This window comes from Paramagnetospirillum sp. (genome assembly GCF_058402745.1).
Genome location: NZ_JBZVFI010000008.1, coordinates 170,940 through 187,799 on the forward strand (window position 1 = coordinate 170,940; position 16,860 = coordinate 187,799).

General features: G+C 67.5%; 14 protein-coding genes. 4 read left to right on the top strand and 10 right to left on the bottom strand.

Translation table 11 applies throughout. The annotated features are described in order from the left end of the window. Positions 1–27 precede the first annotated feature (27 nt). The 5 genes from ACV4UZ_RS06690 to ACV4UZ_RS06710 all read right to left on the bottom strand — a co-directional run bounded on the left by ACV4UZ_RS06690 (position 28) and on the right by ACV4UZ_RS06710 (position 6,999). Positions 28–1,317, bottom strand: a complete 1,290-nt coding sequence (locus tag ACV4UZ_RS06690) for an adenylosuccinate synthase (protein ID WP_491600127.1) — start codon at positions 1,315–1,317, stop codon at positions 28–30. Positions 1,318–1,327: 10 nt separating this feature from the next. Beyond that, positions 1,328–2,473, bottom strand: coding sequence for an ATP phosphoribosyltransferase regulatory subunit (locus ACV4UZ_RS06695; protein ID WP_491600128.1), 1,146 nt, complete (start codon positions 2,471–2,473; stop codon positions 1,328–1,330). A gap of 122 nt (positions 2,474–2,595) precedes the next feature. Continuing rightward, positions 2,596–3,990, bottom strand: coding sequence for a methyl-accepting chemotaxis protein (locus ACV4UZ_RS06700; protein WP_491600129.1), 1,395 nt, complete (start codon positions 3,988–3,990; stop codon positions 2,596–2,598). 178 nt (positions 3,991–4,168) lie between these two features. After that, on the bottom strand, positions 4,169–5,749 hold the full coding sequence (gene serA, locus ACV4UZ_RS06705; protein ID WP_491600130.1) for a phosphoglycerate dehydrogenase: 1,581 nt from the start codon (positions 5,747–5,749) through the stop codon (positions 4,169–4,171). Positions 5,750–5,820: 71 nt separating this feature from the next. After that, positions 5,821–6,999 carry a phosphoserine transaminase gene (locus ACV4UZ_RS06710; RefSeq protein ID WP_491600131.1) on the bottom strand — a complete coding sequence of 393 codons (1,179 nt, stop codon included), beginning with the start codon at positions 6,997–6,999 and terminating at the stop codon, positions 5,821–5,823. Positions 7,000–7,160: 161 nt separating this feature from the next. Between ACV4UZ_RS06710 and ACV4UZ_RS06715 the strand changes: the two genes are divergently transcribed. After that, positions 7,161–7,946 carry a YkgJ family cysteine cluster protein gene (locus ACV4UZ_RS06715; protein ID WP_491600132.1) on the top strand — a complete coding sequence of 262 codons (786 nt, stop codon included), beginning with the start codon at positions 7,161–7,163 and terminating at the stop codon, positions 7,944–7,946. Continuing rightward, complete coding sequence (locus tag ACV4UZ_RS06720; protein WP_491600133.1) at positions 7,936–9,741, top strand: ATP-binding protein; 1,806 nt, start codon at positions 7,936–7,938, stop codon at positions 9,739–9,741. Before ACV4UZ_RS06715 ends, ACV4UZ_RS06720 begins: the two co-directional genes overlap by 11 nt. Here ACV4UZ_RS06720 and thiD read toward each other — a convergent pair. Next, a complete protein-coding gene (thiD, locus tag ACV4UZ_RS06725; protein ID WP_491600134.1) occupies positions 9,695–10,507 on the bottom strand; it encodes a bifunctional hydroxymethylpyrimidine kinase/phosphomethylpyrimidine kinase in 813 nt (270 codons plus the stop codon). The genes ACV4UZ_RS06720 and thiD overlap by 47 nt on opposite strands. Positions 10,508–10,696: 189 nt before the next feature. On the opposite strand from thiD, the gene ACV4UZ_RS06730 reads away from it, so the two are divergent. Beyond that, entirely contained in the window at positions 10,697–10,888 is a 192-nt protein-coding gene (locus ACV4UZ_RS06730) for a hypothetical protein (RefSeq protein WP_491600135.1), read from the top strand. A gap of 45 nt (positions 10,889–10,933) precedes the next feature. Here the strand turns inward: ACV4UZ_RS06730 and glmM are convergent, their stop codons facing one another. After that, positions 10,934–12,289: a phosphoglucosamine mutase gene (gene glmM, locus ACV4UZ_RS06735; RefSeq protein ID WP_491600136.1), complete on the bottom strand. Its 1,356-nt coding sequence runs from the start codon at positions 12,287–12,289 to the stop codon at positions 10,934–10,936. Between the two features lie 168 nt (positions 12,290–12,457). Between glmM and ACV4UZ_RS06740 the strand changes: the two genes are divergently transcribed. Beyond that, on the top strand, positions 12,458–12,961 hold the full coding sequence (locus ACV4UZ_RS06740) for a DUF4405 domain-containing protein (protein ID WP_491600137.1): 504 nt from the start codon (positions 12,458–12,460) through the stop codon (positions 12,959–12,961). A gap of 93 nt (positions 12,962–13,054) precedes the next feature. Here the strand turns inward: ACV4UZ_RS06740 and tuf are convergent, their stop codons facing one another. The 3 genes from tuf to rpsG are packed head-to-tail and all read right to left on the bottom strand — an operon-like array spanning position 13,055 to position 16,850. Continuing rightward, entirely contained in the window at positions 13,055–14,245 is a 1,191-nt protein-coding gene (gene tuf / locus ACV4UZ_RS06745) for an elongation factor Tu (RefSeq protein WP_491600138.1), read from the bottom strand. Between the two features lie 31 nt (positions 14,246–14,276). Continuing rightward, positions 14,277–16,361 (bottom strand): elongation factor G, encoded by a 2,085-nt coding sequence (gene fusA / locus ACV4UZ_RS06750; RefSeq protein WP_491600139.1) that lies wholly within the window; start codon positions 16,359–16,361, stop codon positions 14,277–14,279. A gap of 18 nt (positions 16,362–16,379) precedes the next feature. Then, positions 16,380–16,850, bottom strand: a complete 471-nt coding sequence (gene rpsG, locus ACV4UZ_RS06755) for a 30S ribosomal protein S7 (protein ID WP_085374933.1) — start codon at positions 16,848–16,850, stop codon at positions 16,380–16,382. Positions 16,851–16,860: the final 10 nt, after the last annotated feature.

The following is a 16,860-nucleotide window of genomic DNA, read 5'->3' on the forward strand; positions in this document are numbered from 1 at the left end:
CCGTCCTACAATCAGATCGCTGCGCCGTCAGGTGGCGAAGGGATCATGCACCAGGATGCTGTCCTCGCGCTCGGGGCTGGTGGACAGCAGCGCCACCGGCGCCTCGATCAGTTCCTCGATACGGCGGATGTACTTGATGGCGGTGGCGGGCAGGTCCTTCCACGAGCGCACGCCGCGGGTGCTCTCGGACCAGCCCTCGATGACCTCGTAGATGGGCTCCACGCTGGCCTGGCCGGTCATGGAGGCCGGGAAGTGGTTGATCACCTTGCCGTCCAGCTTGTAGCCGGTGCAGATCTTCAGTTCCTTGAACCCGTCCAGCACGTCCAGCTTGGTCAGCGCGATGCCGGTGATGCCGCCCACCTTGACCGCCTGGCGGACCATGACGGCGTCGAACCAGCCGCAACGGCGCGGACGGCCGGTGACGGTGCCGAATTCGTGGCCGCGCTCGCCGATGCTCTTGCCGATCTCGTCGAACAGCTCGGTGGGGAACGGTCCCTCGCCCACCCGGGTGGTGTAGGCCTTGCAGATGCCCAGCACGTAGCCCACCTGCCCCGGACCGACGCCCGATCCGGTGCCGGCGTTGCCCGACACGGTGTTGGAGGAGGTGACATAAGGATAGGTGCCGTGGTCCACGTCGAGCATGGCGCCCTGCGCCCCCTCGAACAGCACGCGCTTCCTGGTGTGGCGCACCTCGTCCAGGTGCTGCCAGACCACGTCGGCGAAGGGCAGGATCTTGGGCGCCACGTCCAGCAGCTTGGCCAGCAGCTCGGCGCCGTCCACCTCGGCGGCGCCCAGGCCGCGCAGCAGGGCGTTGTGGTGGCGCAGCAAGGTGGCGATCTTGGCCTTCAGCACGCTCTCGTCGGCCAGGTCGCAGACGCGGATGGCGCGACGGCCGACCCGGTCCTCGTAGGCCGGGCCGATGCCGCGGCCGGTGGTGCCGATCTTGGCCGAGCCGCTGGCCTCTTCGCGCGCCTTGTCCAGATGGGCGTGCAGCGGCAGGATCAGGCAGGCGTTCTCGGCGATCTTCAGCACGTCGGGGGTGACGTCGATGCCTTGCGCGCGGATGCGCTCGATCTCGGCCAGCAGGGCCCAGGGATCGATCACCACGCCGTTGCCGATGATGGAGAGCTTGCCGCGCACCACGCCCGACGGCAGCAGCGACAGCTTGTAGGTCACGCCGTTGATGACCAGGGTATGGCCGGCGTTGTGGCCTCCCTGGAAGCGCACCACCACGTCGGCGCGCTCGGAAAGCCAATCGACGACCTTGCCCTTGCCCTCGTCGCCCCACTGGGCGCCGACCACAGCCACGTTCGCCATCACTCGTCCCCTAACCTAATTCCACGTCGACGATACCGTCGGGGCCGAGGCGATGCCCACAGCCCTGACGCCTTGCTTCCAGCACTTCATCGGCCACGGGGTCCAGCCCCGAGACCGTGACCCAGCCCTGGGCGCGGAACGCCTGGGCCCAGGCCCGGGGCGTCCCCGCCGGAACGAACAGCCGCCTGGCCGGCTTCGGCCCGGGCAGCGCGGCGAGCACCGAATCCATGAACAGGGTGGCGCCGGTGGCGGGCTCGCCCCCACCGCCCTGATAGCGACCGCCGCGCCCCAGCTCGGCGCCGATATTGCGGGCGAACAGGGTGAAGCTGAGACCGGTATGGTACTCGAAGCCCCGGTTCTCCACCGGATCGATGGTGAGCGTCAGGGTGGGCAGGTCGGCGGCGACCAGTTCCACCACCCGGGCCAGCCGGTCGCGCTCGCGGGCGGCGGCGGGCGGCAGATCCAGTCCACCAAGCTCGGCCAAAGCGCGCCCGGCGGGGCCGGCGGCGGCGATCAGGGATTGCAGCAGCGGCGCGGCGGCACCGCCCAAGGTGGCCACCATGGCGCTGTCCTTATGGTCGAGGACGGCGCGCAGGCGGTCGGCGGCCTCGCCGGTGATGCCATAGGCGGCGAACACCGCCGGAACCAGGGTGGGCAGGGCCAGATCAGCCGAGACGCCGGAGACCCCCAGATCGGCCAGGGCCTCGGCGGTCATCACCAGCACCTCGGCATCGGCGCTCGCGGCATCCGATCCGATCAGCTCGATCCCCACCTGGCCGAACTGGCGCTCGGGGCGCAGCTGGCTGCCCTTGACCCGCAACACCTGGCCGGCATAGGAGAGGCGCAGCGGCCGGGGCTGGCTGCCCAGACGGGTGGCGGCGATGCGGGCCACCTGCGGCGTCATGTCGGCGCGCAGTCCCATCATCTTCTGGCTCATGGGGTCCATGACCCGGAAGGTCTGGGACGAGGTGCCGCCGCCGGCGCCGTCCAGCAGGCTTTCCTCGAACTCGATCAGCGGCGGCTTGACCCGGTCATAGCCGTGACGGGCGAAAATGCTCATCAGGCCGTGGACGACGGAAGCTTCGAACTCCGCGTCGGGGGGCAGCATGTCGCGCAGGCCGGCGGGCAGCAGGGCCCGATTGGCGGTCTCGGTCATCTCTTGGTGTCGCAACCTGGAACAAGGGAAGAGCGTCCGAGGGACGCCCGCCCGGTTATCTGGCATCTGCCGATGTATCGCGTTTGGCCCCCCGGGGCAAACGGAATCGGGTTCCAGGCCGCTTAAAACCGCCGCCGGTCGCCCAGATCGTTCAGGCACTTCATCACGCCCTCGGATGCGAGGGCGGCGCGTTCGATGGCGGCCAGCGCCCCATCCAGGTCGCCGCCGCGGAACGCCCTGGCGGCATCGATGCCGTGGCGATGCACCTCGCGGTGCGGAGCCTCCAGGGCGGCATAGGCGGGATGCCTGAGAATGCTCTCGTCGGTGAGCGATGTACACCACTTGCCCAGGCGGCAACTGGTATGGTCGGCCAGTTCGTCGGGGTTGAGCACCTCGCGCCCCACCACCATGTCGGCGAGGCGCTTGCGCCACAGCATGTGGTCCGACTTGGCCACGTGCAGGGTGAAGTCCTCGATCTCCAGGGCGCTCATCTCGTTGAGCGAGGCAAGAATGCCCTTGGACGCCATGTCCATCTCGTCGACCACGTCGGAGATGGTGGCGACATTGCGGGCCGACAGGGTGGCGATGGCGCCGACGCCTTCCGACACGTCGGCGGACGCGGCGGTCTGCTGGTTCAGGATGCCGGCGATCTCGGCCATCTTCATGGAGACGCCGTGAACCTGGTCCACCAGCCGGCCCATGCCCTGGCTGGTGGTGTTGATGACCCCCTCGCCATGCTCGACGGCGCTGGCGCCGTCCTGCATGGTGCGGACGATCTCGCCCATCTCGACCCGCAGGTTCTCGATGCGCGAACGGATGTCCACGGTGGCGCGGGCCGTCTGGTTGGCGAGGTTCTTGACCTCGTTGGCGACCACGGCGAAGCCCTTGCCGGCCTCGCCGGCCCGGGCTGCCTCGATCGTGGCGTTGAGCGCCAGCAGGTTGGTCTGCGACGCGATGTCCTCGATCTGATTAACGATGTCGCCGATCTGGACCGAGGCCTGGGCCAGGGAATCCACCTTGCCGGCGGCGGCCTGCACCGCGCTTGCGATGGCGCGCATGGCGCCGATGGCCTGATCGGCGGCGCTGCGGCTTTCCGTCGCCACCTCCTGGGCCGAGCCGGCATCCTCGGCCGCCGCCCTCGAAGTGGCGGCGATCTGCGCCACGCTGGCCACCAGCTGCTGGGCGGCGGTGGCGATGGTCTGCGAGCGCCGGTCCACCTCGTTAACATCGCGCATCATGCCCGCCGCCTTGGTCACCGCCTCGTTGACGTTGACCGACAGACCCACTTCCAGCTTCAGGGTGGAGCGGGCCTGGCCCTCCAACTGCTCGGCCAGAGCCTTGATCTTCGACGTGGTCGGGCAGTTGCCGGCTGGCACCGACCGGTATTTTCCTGCCAGCAGTTGGTCGATAGCGGTGTCGATGGCCGCCAGCCGGCCGATCGAACCGTCGTCACGGGAAACAGCCTCGGTCAGGGGGTGCACCTTAACCGCCGTATTGCCACCGAAAAGCCAAGCCATTCCGCACTCCTGCCAGAACGCCCCTACTTCGGACACTTCCTACGTAGAAGACCCTAGGTCGATGTCGAGCCTTAGGTATTATGATTCTGACCTTTTGTCACGAAACTTTAGCGATTGCGATCAAACGACAAGGGCCGCGGTGTCGCCACCGCGGCCCTTGCGACGGACGGAAAGCCGGTCAGGCGAAGGTCAGGAACTTGGCCTGCACCACCTGGGGCAGGGCCCGGACCTTTTCCAGCAGTTCGGGCGACACCGGCTGGTCCACCTGGGTCAGCAGGATGGCGTCGCCGCCCGCCTCGGCGCGGCCGAGGTGGAAGGTGGCGATGTTGACGCCGTTGGCGCCCAGCAGCGTGCCCAGCGCGCCGATGAAGCCCGGCTTGTCCTGGTTGGTGACGTAGAGCATGTTGGCGCCCAGCTCGGCCTCGATGGAGATGCCCTTGATCTCCACCACGCGGGCCTTGTCGCCGCCGAACAGGGTGCCGGCCACCGAGCGCTCGCGCTTGTCGGTGGTGACGGTCAGGCGCACCAGGGTGTGGTAGTCGCCCTCGGTCTCGGTCTTGACCTCGGACACCTTGATGTTGCGCTCCTTGGCCACCACCGGGGCGTTGACCATGTTGACCGCCTCGTTCATGGGCTTCAGCAGGCCCTCGAGGACCATGGCGGTCAGCGGCTTGGTGTTGAGCGTGGCGACGTGGCCGAGATACTCGATCTTCACGTCCTTGATGCCGGTCTCGGTCAGCTGGCCGGCGAAGCTGCCGATCTGGTTGGCCAGCGTCATGTAGGGCCTCAGCTTGGGCGCGTCCTCGGCCGACACCGACGGGATGTTCAGCGCGTTGGTGACGGCGCCGGTCAGCAGGTAATCGGCCATCTGCTCGGCCACCTGCAGGGCGACGTTCTCCTGGGCTTCCGAGGTCGACGCGCCCAGATGCGGGGTGCAGACCACCTTCGGATTGCCGAACAGGGCGTTTTCCTTGGCCGGCTCGGTCTTGAACACGTCCAGCGCGGCACCGGCCACCTGGCCGGATTCCAGGGCCGCCAGCAGGTCTTCCTCGACCACCAGGCCGCCGCGGGCGCAATTGATGATGCGCACGCCCTTCTTCATCTTGGCCATGGCCTTGGCGTCGATGATGTTGCGGGTGGCGTCGGTCAGCGGCGTGTGCAGGGTGATGAAATCGGCGCGGGGGAACAGCTCGTCCAGTTCCACCTTCTCGACGTTCAGCTCCTTGGCGCGCTCATGGGACAGGAAGGGATCATAGGCGATGACCCGCATGCGCAGGCCCTGGGCGCGGTCGGCGACGATGGCGCCGATATTGCCGCAGCCGACGATGCCCAGCACCTTGCCGGTCAGCTCGACGCCCATGAAGCGGTTCTTCTCCCACTTGCCGGCGTGGGTGCTGGCATTGGCCTCGGGGATTTCGCGGGCCAGGGCGAACATCATGGCGATGGCGTGCTCGGCGGTGGTGATGGAATTGCCGAAGGGGGTGTTCATCACCACGATGCCCCGGCCGGTGGCGGCGGGCACGTCCACGTTGTCGACGCCGATGCCGGCGCGGCCGACCACCTTGAGGTTGGTGGCGGCGGCCAGGATCTCGGCGGTGACCTTGGTGTTGGAACGGATGGCGAGGCCGTCGTACTGGCCGATGATGGCCTTCAGCTCGTCGGGAGCGAGGCCGGTCTTCACGTCGGTTTCGATGCCGCGATCCTTGAAGATCTGAACGGCGGCGGGGCTCAACTTGTCGCTGATGAGAACCTTGGGCATTGGTGCTTCCTCAGATGGAGTTCGGGCGCCGCCTTTTTGCAAAGCGGCGCCCGGTTCACGGTATTATTGGATCAGGAGACCTTGGGCTCGAACTCGGCCTTGACCTGGGCGAAGGCCCAGTCCAGCCAGGGCAGGAGCTTCTCGATATCGGCGGTTTCCACCGTGGCGCCGCCCCAGACCCGAAGGCCGGCGGGCGCGTCGCGATAGGCGCCGATGTCGTAGGCCACCCCTTCCTTGTCGAGCAGGGTGACGATCTTCTTGGCCGCCGCCGCCTGGTCGTCGGCGGACAGCTTGGCGAAGAACGGCGCCTTGACGATCATGCAGATGGAGGTGCAGGAGCGCACCTTGGCCTCGTCGGCCAGGTTGGCGGCCCAGTCGGACTTGTCCAGCCAGGACTGCACGGCCTTGAGGTTGGCTTCCGAACGGGCGATCAGGGCCTTGAGGCCGCCGATGGACTCGGCCCACTTCAGGGCGTCGATCTGGTCTTCCACGGCGATCATCGACGGCGTGTTGATGGTCTCGCCCTTGAAGATGCCTTCGATCAGCTTGCCGCCCTTGGTCATGCGGAAGATCTTGGGCAGCGGCCAGGCCGGCTTGTAGCTCTCCAGGCGCTCGACGGCGCGGGGAGACAGCACCAGCATGCCGTGGGCGCCTTCGCCGCCCAGCACCTTCTGCCAGGACCAGGTGACCACGTCCAGCTTGTCCCAGGGCATGTCCATGGCGAACACGGCCGAGGTGGCGTCGCAGATGGTCAGGCCCTTGCGGTCGGCCTTGATCCAGTCGCCGTCGGGCACGCGGACGCCGCCGGTGGTGCCGTTCCAGGTGAAGACCACGTCACGGTCGCAATCCACCTCGGCGAGGTTGGGCAGCGAGCCGTAGGGCGCCTTGAAGACGCGCACGTCCTCGATCTTCAGCTGCTTGGTGATGTCGGTCACCCAGCCCTCGCCGAAGCTTTCCCAGGCAAGCGCGTCGATACCGCGCGCGCCCAGAAGCGACCACATGGCCATCTCGACGGCACCGGTATCGGAAGCGGGAACGATGCCGATGCGGTAATCGGCGGGAATGCCCAGCACGGAACGGGTGCGGTTGATCAGCTCTTCCAGCTTGGTCTTGCCGATCTTGGCGCGGTGCGACCGGCCGACCGGCGTGTCCTTCAGCGCATCGACCGTCCAACCGGGTCGCTTGGCGCAGGGGCCGGAAGAGAAATTGGGATTGGCGGGCTTGGCAGCCGGCTTGGAAACGTCGCTCATAAATATAACCCTCCCTCGCAGAAGGGACGCGGCCCGTTGGGGGACCGTGGCCCGGGCGGAGTGTATGAGGGCGAAGGGGGTTTCGCAATGAAGCATTTGGCCGCCGTGCATATTCCTTGCCGGTGGGTGGCGCGCCCCGCCGGGCCTTGGTATTCTCCACGATGATGAACACCCTTTTCGACGCCACCGCCGCCCTTCGCGCCATGGCCTCCACCAGGTCTGGAGGGGCGGGCTCGCCGTTGCGCGACGCCGCGTTCGAGGCGGCGCGGGCCCTGGTGGGGGCCGCCATGCCCCGCGGTCCGGATGCCGTCGTCGCGGCGGTCGCCGAGGCCCAGGCCGAGGCCGAGAGGCTGTGGGCGTCGGTACGCGCCACCCCGGCCTTCGCCCTGGGAACCCCGCCCGCCGGTTGCGCCAAGGGCTGCGGCTGGTGTTGTCACCAGCGGGTGGGCGCCACCGTCACCGAGGTGTTCCATGTGGCCGATTCCCTGCGCCGCCGCCCGGACGGCGCCTCGCTGATCGAACGGCTGAAGGCCTGGAATTCCGGTCGGCCCTGCGTCTTCCTGGTGGACAACGCCTGCGCCATCTACGACGTCCGCCCCATGAAGTGCCGGGGCGTCTATCAGGTGGACGTGCGCTGGTGCATGTCCACCTTCGCCAAGCTGGACGCGCCGCTGTTCGGCCCCGCCCCCAGCCCCGAATTCCAGCAACCGCCCAAGGACGTGTTCGACGGCGCGGTGTTCGGTCTGGCCCATCCGCTGCACATGGCGGGCCGCGACTGTCCCGGCGTGGATTTCGTTCCCGCCCTGAAGGCGGTGATCGACCGGCCCGACGCGGCGCGGGCATGGTGGCGGGGGGAAGCGGTTTTCCCCGCCGAAGTCCGCCTGCACGACTGGTTTCCGCCGGTGGCGAAGGCCAGGCCGACCAAGGCCAAGGGTCGTGGACGCTGAGACCATCCCCATCGACGTCCGGGTGCGGGCCGAGCAGATCCGCGTCCTGGCCCGCAACCTGCCCTTCACCGCGATCACCGGCGCCGTCATCGCCCTGCTGGCCGCCCTGGGTGCCGCCCCGGTGGCGGGCGAGGACGTCTGGTGGTGGGCCGGGGCCTTCGTGGCGGTGACGGCGCTGCGCCTCGCCATGCTGCGTTTCTACTGGACGGTGGCCGACCGCGACCTCCGGCCCGATTTCTGGGGACCCTACATGGCCTTCAATCTGGCCCTGTCGGGTTTCATGTGGCTGATCTTCGGGCTGGCCGCCTTCGATCCCCACCACGCCGGCCTCGCCCTGTTCATCGCGGTGATCCTGACCGGGCTGACGGCGGCGTCGCTGGCCAGCCTGTCGGCCTATTTCCCCGGCCAGATGGCCTTCGCCCTGCCCACCATCCTGGGCTTCATCATTCCCGTCGCCCTGTCGGGCGAGCGGATGATGACCATCCTGGCGGTGATGGCCGCCGTCTTCCTGGTGGTGGTGACCCTGTCGTGCCGGGCGGCCGAGCGGGTGCTGGTCCAGTCCATCCGGCTGAGCTTCGAGAACGAACGGCTGATCGGCGACCTGCGCCGCGCCACCGCCGAGGCCGAAAGCGCCAACCGCGCCAAGTCCGACTTCCTGGCGGTGATGAGCCACGAACTGCGCACCCCCATCGCCTCGATCCTGGGCTTCGTGCAACTGGCCGGCATGGCGCCCACCCTGGCCAGGGCCAGGGCCATGCTGCCCAAGGTGGGCCGCGCCGCCCGCCACCTGCTGGCCATCGTCGATGACATCCTGGACATCTCGCGCATCGAGGCGGGCAAATATTCCCTGGACCTGACCCCCTTCGACCTGGACGAGATGCTGGGCCATGTGGAGGATCTGACCCGCCCCCTGGCCGAGGAGAAGGGCGTGGCCCTGTCGCTGCGCCGGGCCGAGGGCGCGCCCACCCGGCTGGTGGGCGACGCCCTCCGCCTGGGGCAGATTCTCATCAATCTGGTGGGCAACGCCGTCAAGTTCACCAGCCGGGGCAGCGTGCGGGTCAACGTCCGCACCCTGCCCATCGACGACATCAGCCTGATGCTGGAATGCGAGGTGGCGGATTCCGGCATCGGCATTCCCGCCGACCGGCTGGAAGCCATCTTCGAGCCTTTCACCCAGGGCGACGGCACCACCACCCGCCGCTATGGCGGCACCGGGCTGGGCCTGTCGGTGTGCCGCACCCTGGTGGAGATGATGGGGGGCGAGATCACGGTGGAGTCCCGGCCGGACCACGGCAGCGTCTTCCGCTTCTCGGCCCTGCTGGGGGTCGCCCCCGCCCTGGATGCCCAGGCGGCCGAGGAGGCCGAGGCCTACGCCTCCCCCGACTTCCGCGCCCTGGCCGGTCGCCGCGTCCTGCTGGCCGAGGACAACCCCCAGCTGGCCGAGATCTATTCCGAATTCCTGGGCATGAACGGCATCGAGGTCATCCGGGTGGACAACGGCGCCCAGGTGGTGCCCTGCGCCCTGGACCCGGCCCGGCGCCCCGACCTGATCCTGATGGACATGGAGATGCCGCAGATGAGCGGCCTGGACGCCACCAGGGCCATCCGCGCCCACCTGAGCCGCGACGAACTGCCCATCATCGGGCTCACCGCCCACGGCTTCGCCTCGGCCCGCGAGCTGTGCATCGCGGCGGGCATGAACGACCAGCTGGTCAAGCCGGTGGACTTTCAGCTGCTGACCCGCTCCATCATCCGCACCCTGGCGGGAATTCCCCCAGCGGATGCCCATGGTTGAGGGGGCCGTGGCCGCTCCCTAATCCGGGTGCCGTCTCGATGGCCTTGACCAGATAGGCCCTGGCCCGCTCCACCGCTTCGGCGAGAGGCAGGCCCCGGGCCAACCCGGCGGCGATGGCCGACGCCAGGGTGCAGCCGGTGCCATGGGTCGAGCGGGTTCTGACGCGCCGCCCGGCATAGCGCCGCACGCCCCCGCCATCGGCCAGGACGTCCACCAGGTCGTCGCCCTCCAGATGCCCACCCTTGAGCAGCACCGCCTTGGGTCCCAGAGCCAGCAGATCCAGCGCGGCGCGCTCCAGGCCGTCCACGCCGCCGATGGGACGGCCCAGCAGCACCTCGGCCTCGGGAATGTTGGGGGTGAGCAGGCGGGCGCGCGGCACCAGCAGCGACACCAGCGCCCCGGCGGCGCTGCCCTCCAGCAGGGCGGCGCCGCCCTTGGCCACCATCACCGGGTCGAGCACCAGCGGCACCTCGGGGGCCAGCGCCGCCAGCCCCTCGGCCACCGCCTCGACGATGGCGGCCGAGGCCAGCATGCCGGTCTTGATGCAATCGGCGCCGATGTCGGACAGCACCGCCTCCATCTGGGCCCGCACGAAGGACGGCGGCACCTCGTGAATGCCGCTCACCCCGTGGGTGTTCTGGGCGGTCAGCGCGGTAATGGCAGTGGCGGCGTATCCGCCCAGGCAGGTCACCGCCTTGATGTCGGCCTGGATGCCGGCGCCGCCGCCCGAATCCGAGCCGGCGATGATCAGAACCCTTCCACGCATGACCGGACTCCGTTGCAATCGAAAGATTTAATGCTTTTGACACAAAATTAACATGACCGTTACACACTGCATCTGGGTGACATTTTGTCGCAAGAGGCGAAATCAGGTGTTCACCCTCTTGTGCGGCGCAATACAGGTGCGTATATTCGCCTATACGAAAGCATGGTTACACATCCCACGAGGCACGTCATGCAGTACAGATGGGAAGAGATCGATCAGCTTGCCGCGATTCTCGAGGCGGAGGCCGCCGGCCACCCGGTGGACACCGACCGCGCCCGCGATCTGGCCGAACGCCTGATCCGGCTGTGCCCCGACATCGCCCGGACCATGCACCGGGTGGTGGAGCGCTTCGCCCCCGAGGCCGCCACGGCGGCGGCCTAGGGACCGGAACGGGACAAGGGGGCAGAAGCCCCCTTTTTCATACCCTCAGCCCGCCACCCCGCGGATGGCGTCCACGATGGCATCGACCGAGGCCTCGACCAGGGTCTCGTCCTCGCCCTCGGCCATCACCCGGATCAGCGGCTCGGTCCCCGACTTCCTGATCAGCAGGCGCCCCTGCCCGGCCAGCCTGGCCTCGGACTCCGCGATGGCCCCCGTGACCGCAGGCGCGGCCAGCACCTCGGCCACCGAGCCCTTGGCCACCCGCACGTTCTTCAGCACCTGGGGCAGCGGCGTGAACAGCCGCAGCATCTCGCTGGCCGGCTTGCCCGACTGGACCAGCGCCGCCAGCACCTGCAGCCCGGCCACCAGGCCGTCGCCGGTGGTGGAATGGTCGGACAGGATGATGTGGCCCGACTGTTCGCCGCCCACGTTGAAGCCCTCGCGGCGCATGTGCTCCAGCACGTAGCGGTCGCCCACCGCCGTGCGGATGGTCTTGAGGCCCCGCTGGCCGAGGAAGCGTTCCAGGCCCAGGTTGGACATCACGGTGGCGACGATGCCGCCCCCCTTCAGCTGGCCGGAACGGTGCCAGAGATCGCCGATCAGCGCCATCAGCTGGTCGCCGTCGATCATGTGGCCCTGCTCGTCGCACAGCACCACCCGGTCGGCGTCGCCGTCGAGCGCGATGCCCAGATGGGCGCCATGGGCCACCACCTGCTCGCGCATGGTCCCGGTGTGCAGCGAGCCGCAATTCCGGTTGATGTTGAAGCCGTCGGGACTGACCGCCACCGGTATCACCTCGGCCCCCAGTTCCCACAGCACGGTGGGGGCCACCTTGTAGGCGGCGCCGTTGGCGCAATCGACCACGATCTTCAGGCCGTCCAGGCGCAGGCCGCGCGGGAAGGTGTACTTGGCGTATTCGATGTAGCGCCCGGCGGCATCGTCCAGGCGCTTGGCGCGACCCAGATGGTCGGAACCCACCCGGTAGGAGTCCAGGCCGTTGAACATGGAGGCTTCGATGGTCAGCTCGTCCTCGTCGGAGAGCTTGAAGCCGTCGGGGCCGAACAGCTTGATGCCGTTGTCCTGATAGGGATTGTGCGACGCCGAGATCATCACGCCCAGATCGGCGCGCATGGAGCGGGTCAGCATGGCCACCGCCGGAGTGGGCAACGGCCCCAGCAGCACCACGTCCATGCCCACCGAGATGAAGCCCGCCGTCAGCGCCGGTTCGATCAGATAGCCCGACAGGCGGGTGTCCTTGCCGATCACCACCACATGGCGATGGTCGCCGCGCGTGAAATGCCTTCCGGCGGCCATGCCCAGCTTCATGGCCATCTCGGCCGTCATGGGGTCGGTGTTGGCGGTGCCCCTGATCCCGTCGGTGCCGAACAGCTTGCGCGTCATGCCCGTTCTTTTCCCTCTGCCCGAAAAGGGGAATTGGATAGCAGGACGGGGGCGCCAGGGGAAGGAGAAAGGCTCGTTACACTTTCATACAGTCCCGCGACGAAGCCGACATACGGGCGTTACCGCCCTCCTCCATCCTATTCCTGTCCATGAGATCGAGAGGGCATCATGACCTGCTTCGAGACGGCGCTGCGCCGCTACTCCACTCCCGGCACCGCCATCCTGTCGGTGGTGGTCGGCATCACCGGGGTGATCCTGTTCTTCCATCTGGCCAAGGAACCGGCGGAGACCATCCATGAATGGCTGGGCATGGCGTTCATCGCCGTGGCGGTCCTGCACGTCGTGCGCCACCGGGCCTCGTTCGCCCAGATGCTGCGCCAGCGCCACATGCAGGTGATGGCCGGTGTCACCGCCCTGGGCATCGCCGCCTTCATCGCCCTGGCTCCGCCCAAGCCGTCGGCCAATCCGGCGGCCCGTCTGGCGCGGGCGGCCGAGCGGGCGCCCATTTCCCAGCTGGCGCCGGTGATCGGCAGCAGCACGGAAGAGGTGATCGAGCGGCTGCGGCTGGCCGGTATTCCGGCCGCGCCCGGCGACCATGTCGCCGCCCTGGCTTCCGCCGGACACAAGCGGCCAGTGGAGATTCTGGCCATCATCCTGCCCCAGGAGCGTTGAGGGAGGCAGCCTGCCGGCTTTCCGGCCGGAAACGACGACGCCCCCGGAGGTTTCCCTCCGGGGGCGTCTCGTTTCGGCGAAGAGTCTTAAAGACTACTCGACGATCTTGGCGACCACGCCGGCGCCGACGGTACGGCCGCCCTCGCGGATGGCGAAGCGCAGGCCCTGGTCCATGGCGATGGGGGCGATCAGGGTCACGTGCATCTTCACGTTGTCGCCCGGCATCACCATCTCGGTGCCTTCCGGCAGCTCCACGACGCCGGTGACGTCGGTGGTGCGGAAGTAGAACTGCGGACGATAATTGGTGAAGAACGGAGTGTGACGGCCGCCTTCTTCCTTGGTCAGAACGTAGGCCTCGGCCTCGAACTTGGTGTGCGGCGTGATGGAGCCCGGAGCCGCCAGAACCTGGCCGCGCTCCACGTCCTCGCGCTTGGTGCCGCGCAGCAGGGCGCCGATGTTGTCGCCGGCCTCACCCTGGTCGAGCAGCTTGCGGAACATTTCCACGCCGGTGCAGGTGGTCTTGACGGTCGGCTTGATGCCGACGATCTCGACTTCCTCGCCCACCTTCACCACGCCACGCTCGACGCGGCCGGTAACCACGGTGCCGCGGCCCGAGATCGAGAACACGTCCTCGATCGGCATCAGGAACGGCTTGTCCTTCGGACGCTCCGGCTGCGGGATGTAGGCATCGACTTCGGCCATCAGCTTCAGGATGGCGTCGCGGCCGATTTCCGGCTGCTTGTCTTCCAGGGCGCACAGGGCCGAGCCCTTGACGATCGGAATGTCGTCGCCGGGGAAGTCGTAGGACGACAGCAGCTCGCGCACTTCCAGCTCGACCAGATCCAGCAGCTCGGGATCGTCGACCATGTCGCACTTGTTCATGAACACCACCAGGGCGGGCACGCCCACCTGACGGGCCAGCAGGATGTGCTCGCGGGTCTGGGGCATGGGGCCGTCGGCGGCCGACACCACCAGGATGGCGCCGTCCATCTGCGCCGCGCCGGTGATCATGTTCTTCACATAGTCGGCGTGGCCGGGGCAGTCCACGTGGGCGTAGTGGCGGTTGGTGGTCTCGTACTCGACGTGGGCGGTCGAGATGGTGATGCCACGGGCCTTCTCTTCCGGCGCCTTGTCGATCTGGTCGTAGGCGGTGAAGGTGGCGCCGCCGGTCTCGGCCAGGATCTTGGTGATCGCCGCGGTCAGCGAGGTCTTGCCATGGTCGACGTGACCAATGGTCCCGATGTTGCAGTGAGGCTTGGTGCGTTCAAATTTAGCCTTGGCCATCGTATCTTACTCCGGTCTCGAATAGGTCAGGTTAGCCGGCCAGCTTCGCGCGGATCTCGTCCGACACGTTCTGGGGCACTTCCGAATAGTGATCAAAGGTCATGCTGTACTGGGCGCGGCCCTGCGACATGGAGCGCAGGGTGTTCACGTAGCCGAACATGTTGGCCAGCGGCACCATGGCGGTGATGACGCGGGCGTTGGCGCGCTGGTCCATGTCGTTGACCTGGCCACGGCGGCTGTTCAGGTCGCCGATCACGTCGCCCAGGTAATCCTCGGGGGTGACGACCTCGACCTTCATCATCGGCTCGAGCAGCTTCGGACCGGCCTTGGCGATGCCTTCGCGGAAGGCGGCGCGGGACGCGATTTCGAAGGCGAGAACCGACGAGTCGACGTCGTGGTAGGCGCCGTCCACCAGGGTGGCCTTGAAGTCGATCATGGGGAAGCCGGCGATGACGCCGTTATCCATGGCCGAGCGGATGCCCTTGTCCACGCCGGGGACGTATTCCTTGGGCACCGAGCCGCCGATGACCTTGTTCTCGAAGACGAAGCCGGCGCCCTTCTCGGCGGGCTCGAACTTGATCTTGACGCGGGCGAACTGGCCCGAGCCACCGGTCTGCTTCTTGTGGGTGTAATCGACCTCGTAGACCTTGGAGATGGTCTCGCGGTAGGCCACCTGCGGGGCGCCCACATTGGCTTCCACCTTGAACTCGCGCTTCATGCGGTCCACGAGGATTTCCAGATGCAGTTCGCCCATGCCCTTGATCACGGTCTGGCCGGATTCGGCGTCCGAGGTGACGCGGAACGAGGGATCCTCGGCGGCCAGGCGAGCCAGGGCGATGCCCATCTTCTCCTGGTCGGCCTTGGACTTGGGCTCCACGGCGACTTCGATGACGGGCTCGGGGAACTCCATGCGCTCGAGCACCACCAGCGAGCTGGGGGTCGGGTCGCACAGGGTGTCACCGGTGGTGGTGTCCTTGAGACCGGCGAAGGCGACGATGTCGCCGGCGCGGGCTTCCTTGATTTCCTCGCGCGAGTTGGCGTGCATCAGCAGCATGCGGCCGACGCGCTCGCGCTTTTCCTTCACGGTATTCTGGATGTAGCTGCCCGACTCGACCACGCCCGAATAGACGCGCACGAAGGTCAGCGAACCCACGAAGGGGTCGTTCATGATCTTGAAGGCGAGACCGGCGAAGGGCTCGTCGTCGGTGGAGTGCTTGGCGATCTCGTCCTCGGTGCCGAACTTCACGCCCTTGATGGCGGGAATGTCGACCGGGGCCGGGAGATAGTCGATGACGGCGTCGAGCAGGGGCTGCACGCCCTTGTTCTTGAACGCCGAGCCGCACAGCACCGGCACGAAGGTCCGGGTGATGGTGCCCTTGCGGATGCAGGCCTTCAGCACGTCCAGGGAGGGCTCTTCGCCACCCAGGTACTGCTCCATGGCCGCGTCGTCCATCTCGACGGCGGTCTCGATGAGCTGGGCGCGGTATTCGGCGGCCTTCTCGACCAGATCGGCGGGGATGGGCTGATCGGAGAACTCGGCGCCGAGGCTCTCGTCCTTCCAGATCACCGCGGTGTTGCGCAGCAGGTCGACGATGCCGACATAGCCGCTTTCCTCGCCGATGGGCAGGTGCATGACCAGCGGACGGGCGCCCAGGCGGTCAACGATCATATCGACGCAGCGATAGAAGTTGGCGCCGATGCGGTCCATCTTGTTGACGAAGCAGATGCGCGGCACGCCGTACTTGTCGGCCTGACGCCACACGGTCTCGGACTGGGGCTCGACGCCCGCCACCGAGTCGAACACGGTCACCGCGCCGTCGAGCACGCGGAGCGAACGCTCCACCTCGATGGTGAAGTCCACGTGGCCGGGGGTGTCGATGATGTTGATGCGGTGATCACGCCAGAACGCGGTGGTCGCGGCCGAGGTGATGGTGATGCCGCGCTCCTGCTCCTGCTCCATCCAGTCCATGGTGGCGGTGCCTTCGTGCACTTCGCCGATCTTATAGGACTTGCCGGTGTAGTAGAGGATGCGTTCGGTGGTGGTGGTCTTGCCGGCATCGATGTGGGCCATGATGCCGATGTTGCGATACCGCTCGAGGGGCGTTGTACGGGCCATGATGGTCTCGTTCTCCGGTTACCAGCGGTAATGGGAGAAGGCCTTGTTGGCCTCCGCCATACGGTGGGTGTCTTCGCGCTTCTTGACGGCGGCGCCACGGTTGTTGGCGGCGTCGAGCAGCTCACCGGACAGGCGGTCGATCATGGTGGTCTCGGAACGCTTGCGCGAGTAATCGATCAGCCAGCGGATGGCCAGGGCCTGGCGGCGATCGGAACGCACTTCGACGGGCACCTGGTAGGTGGCGCCGCCGACGCGGCGGGACCGCACTTCCAGGGCGGGCTTCACGTTGTCGAGAGCCTCGTGGAACACCTTCAGCGGGTCCTGGCCGGTCTTGGACTGGATCTTGTCCAGGGCGCCATAGACGATGGCCTCGGCGGCGGACTTCTTGCCGTCCAGCATCAGGCAGTTCATGAACTTGGCGACCACATAGTCACCAAACTTGGCATCGGGGGTGATTTCGCGCTTTTCAGCGGCGTGACGACGAGACATCTGATGAACT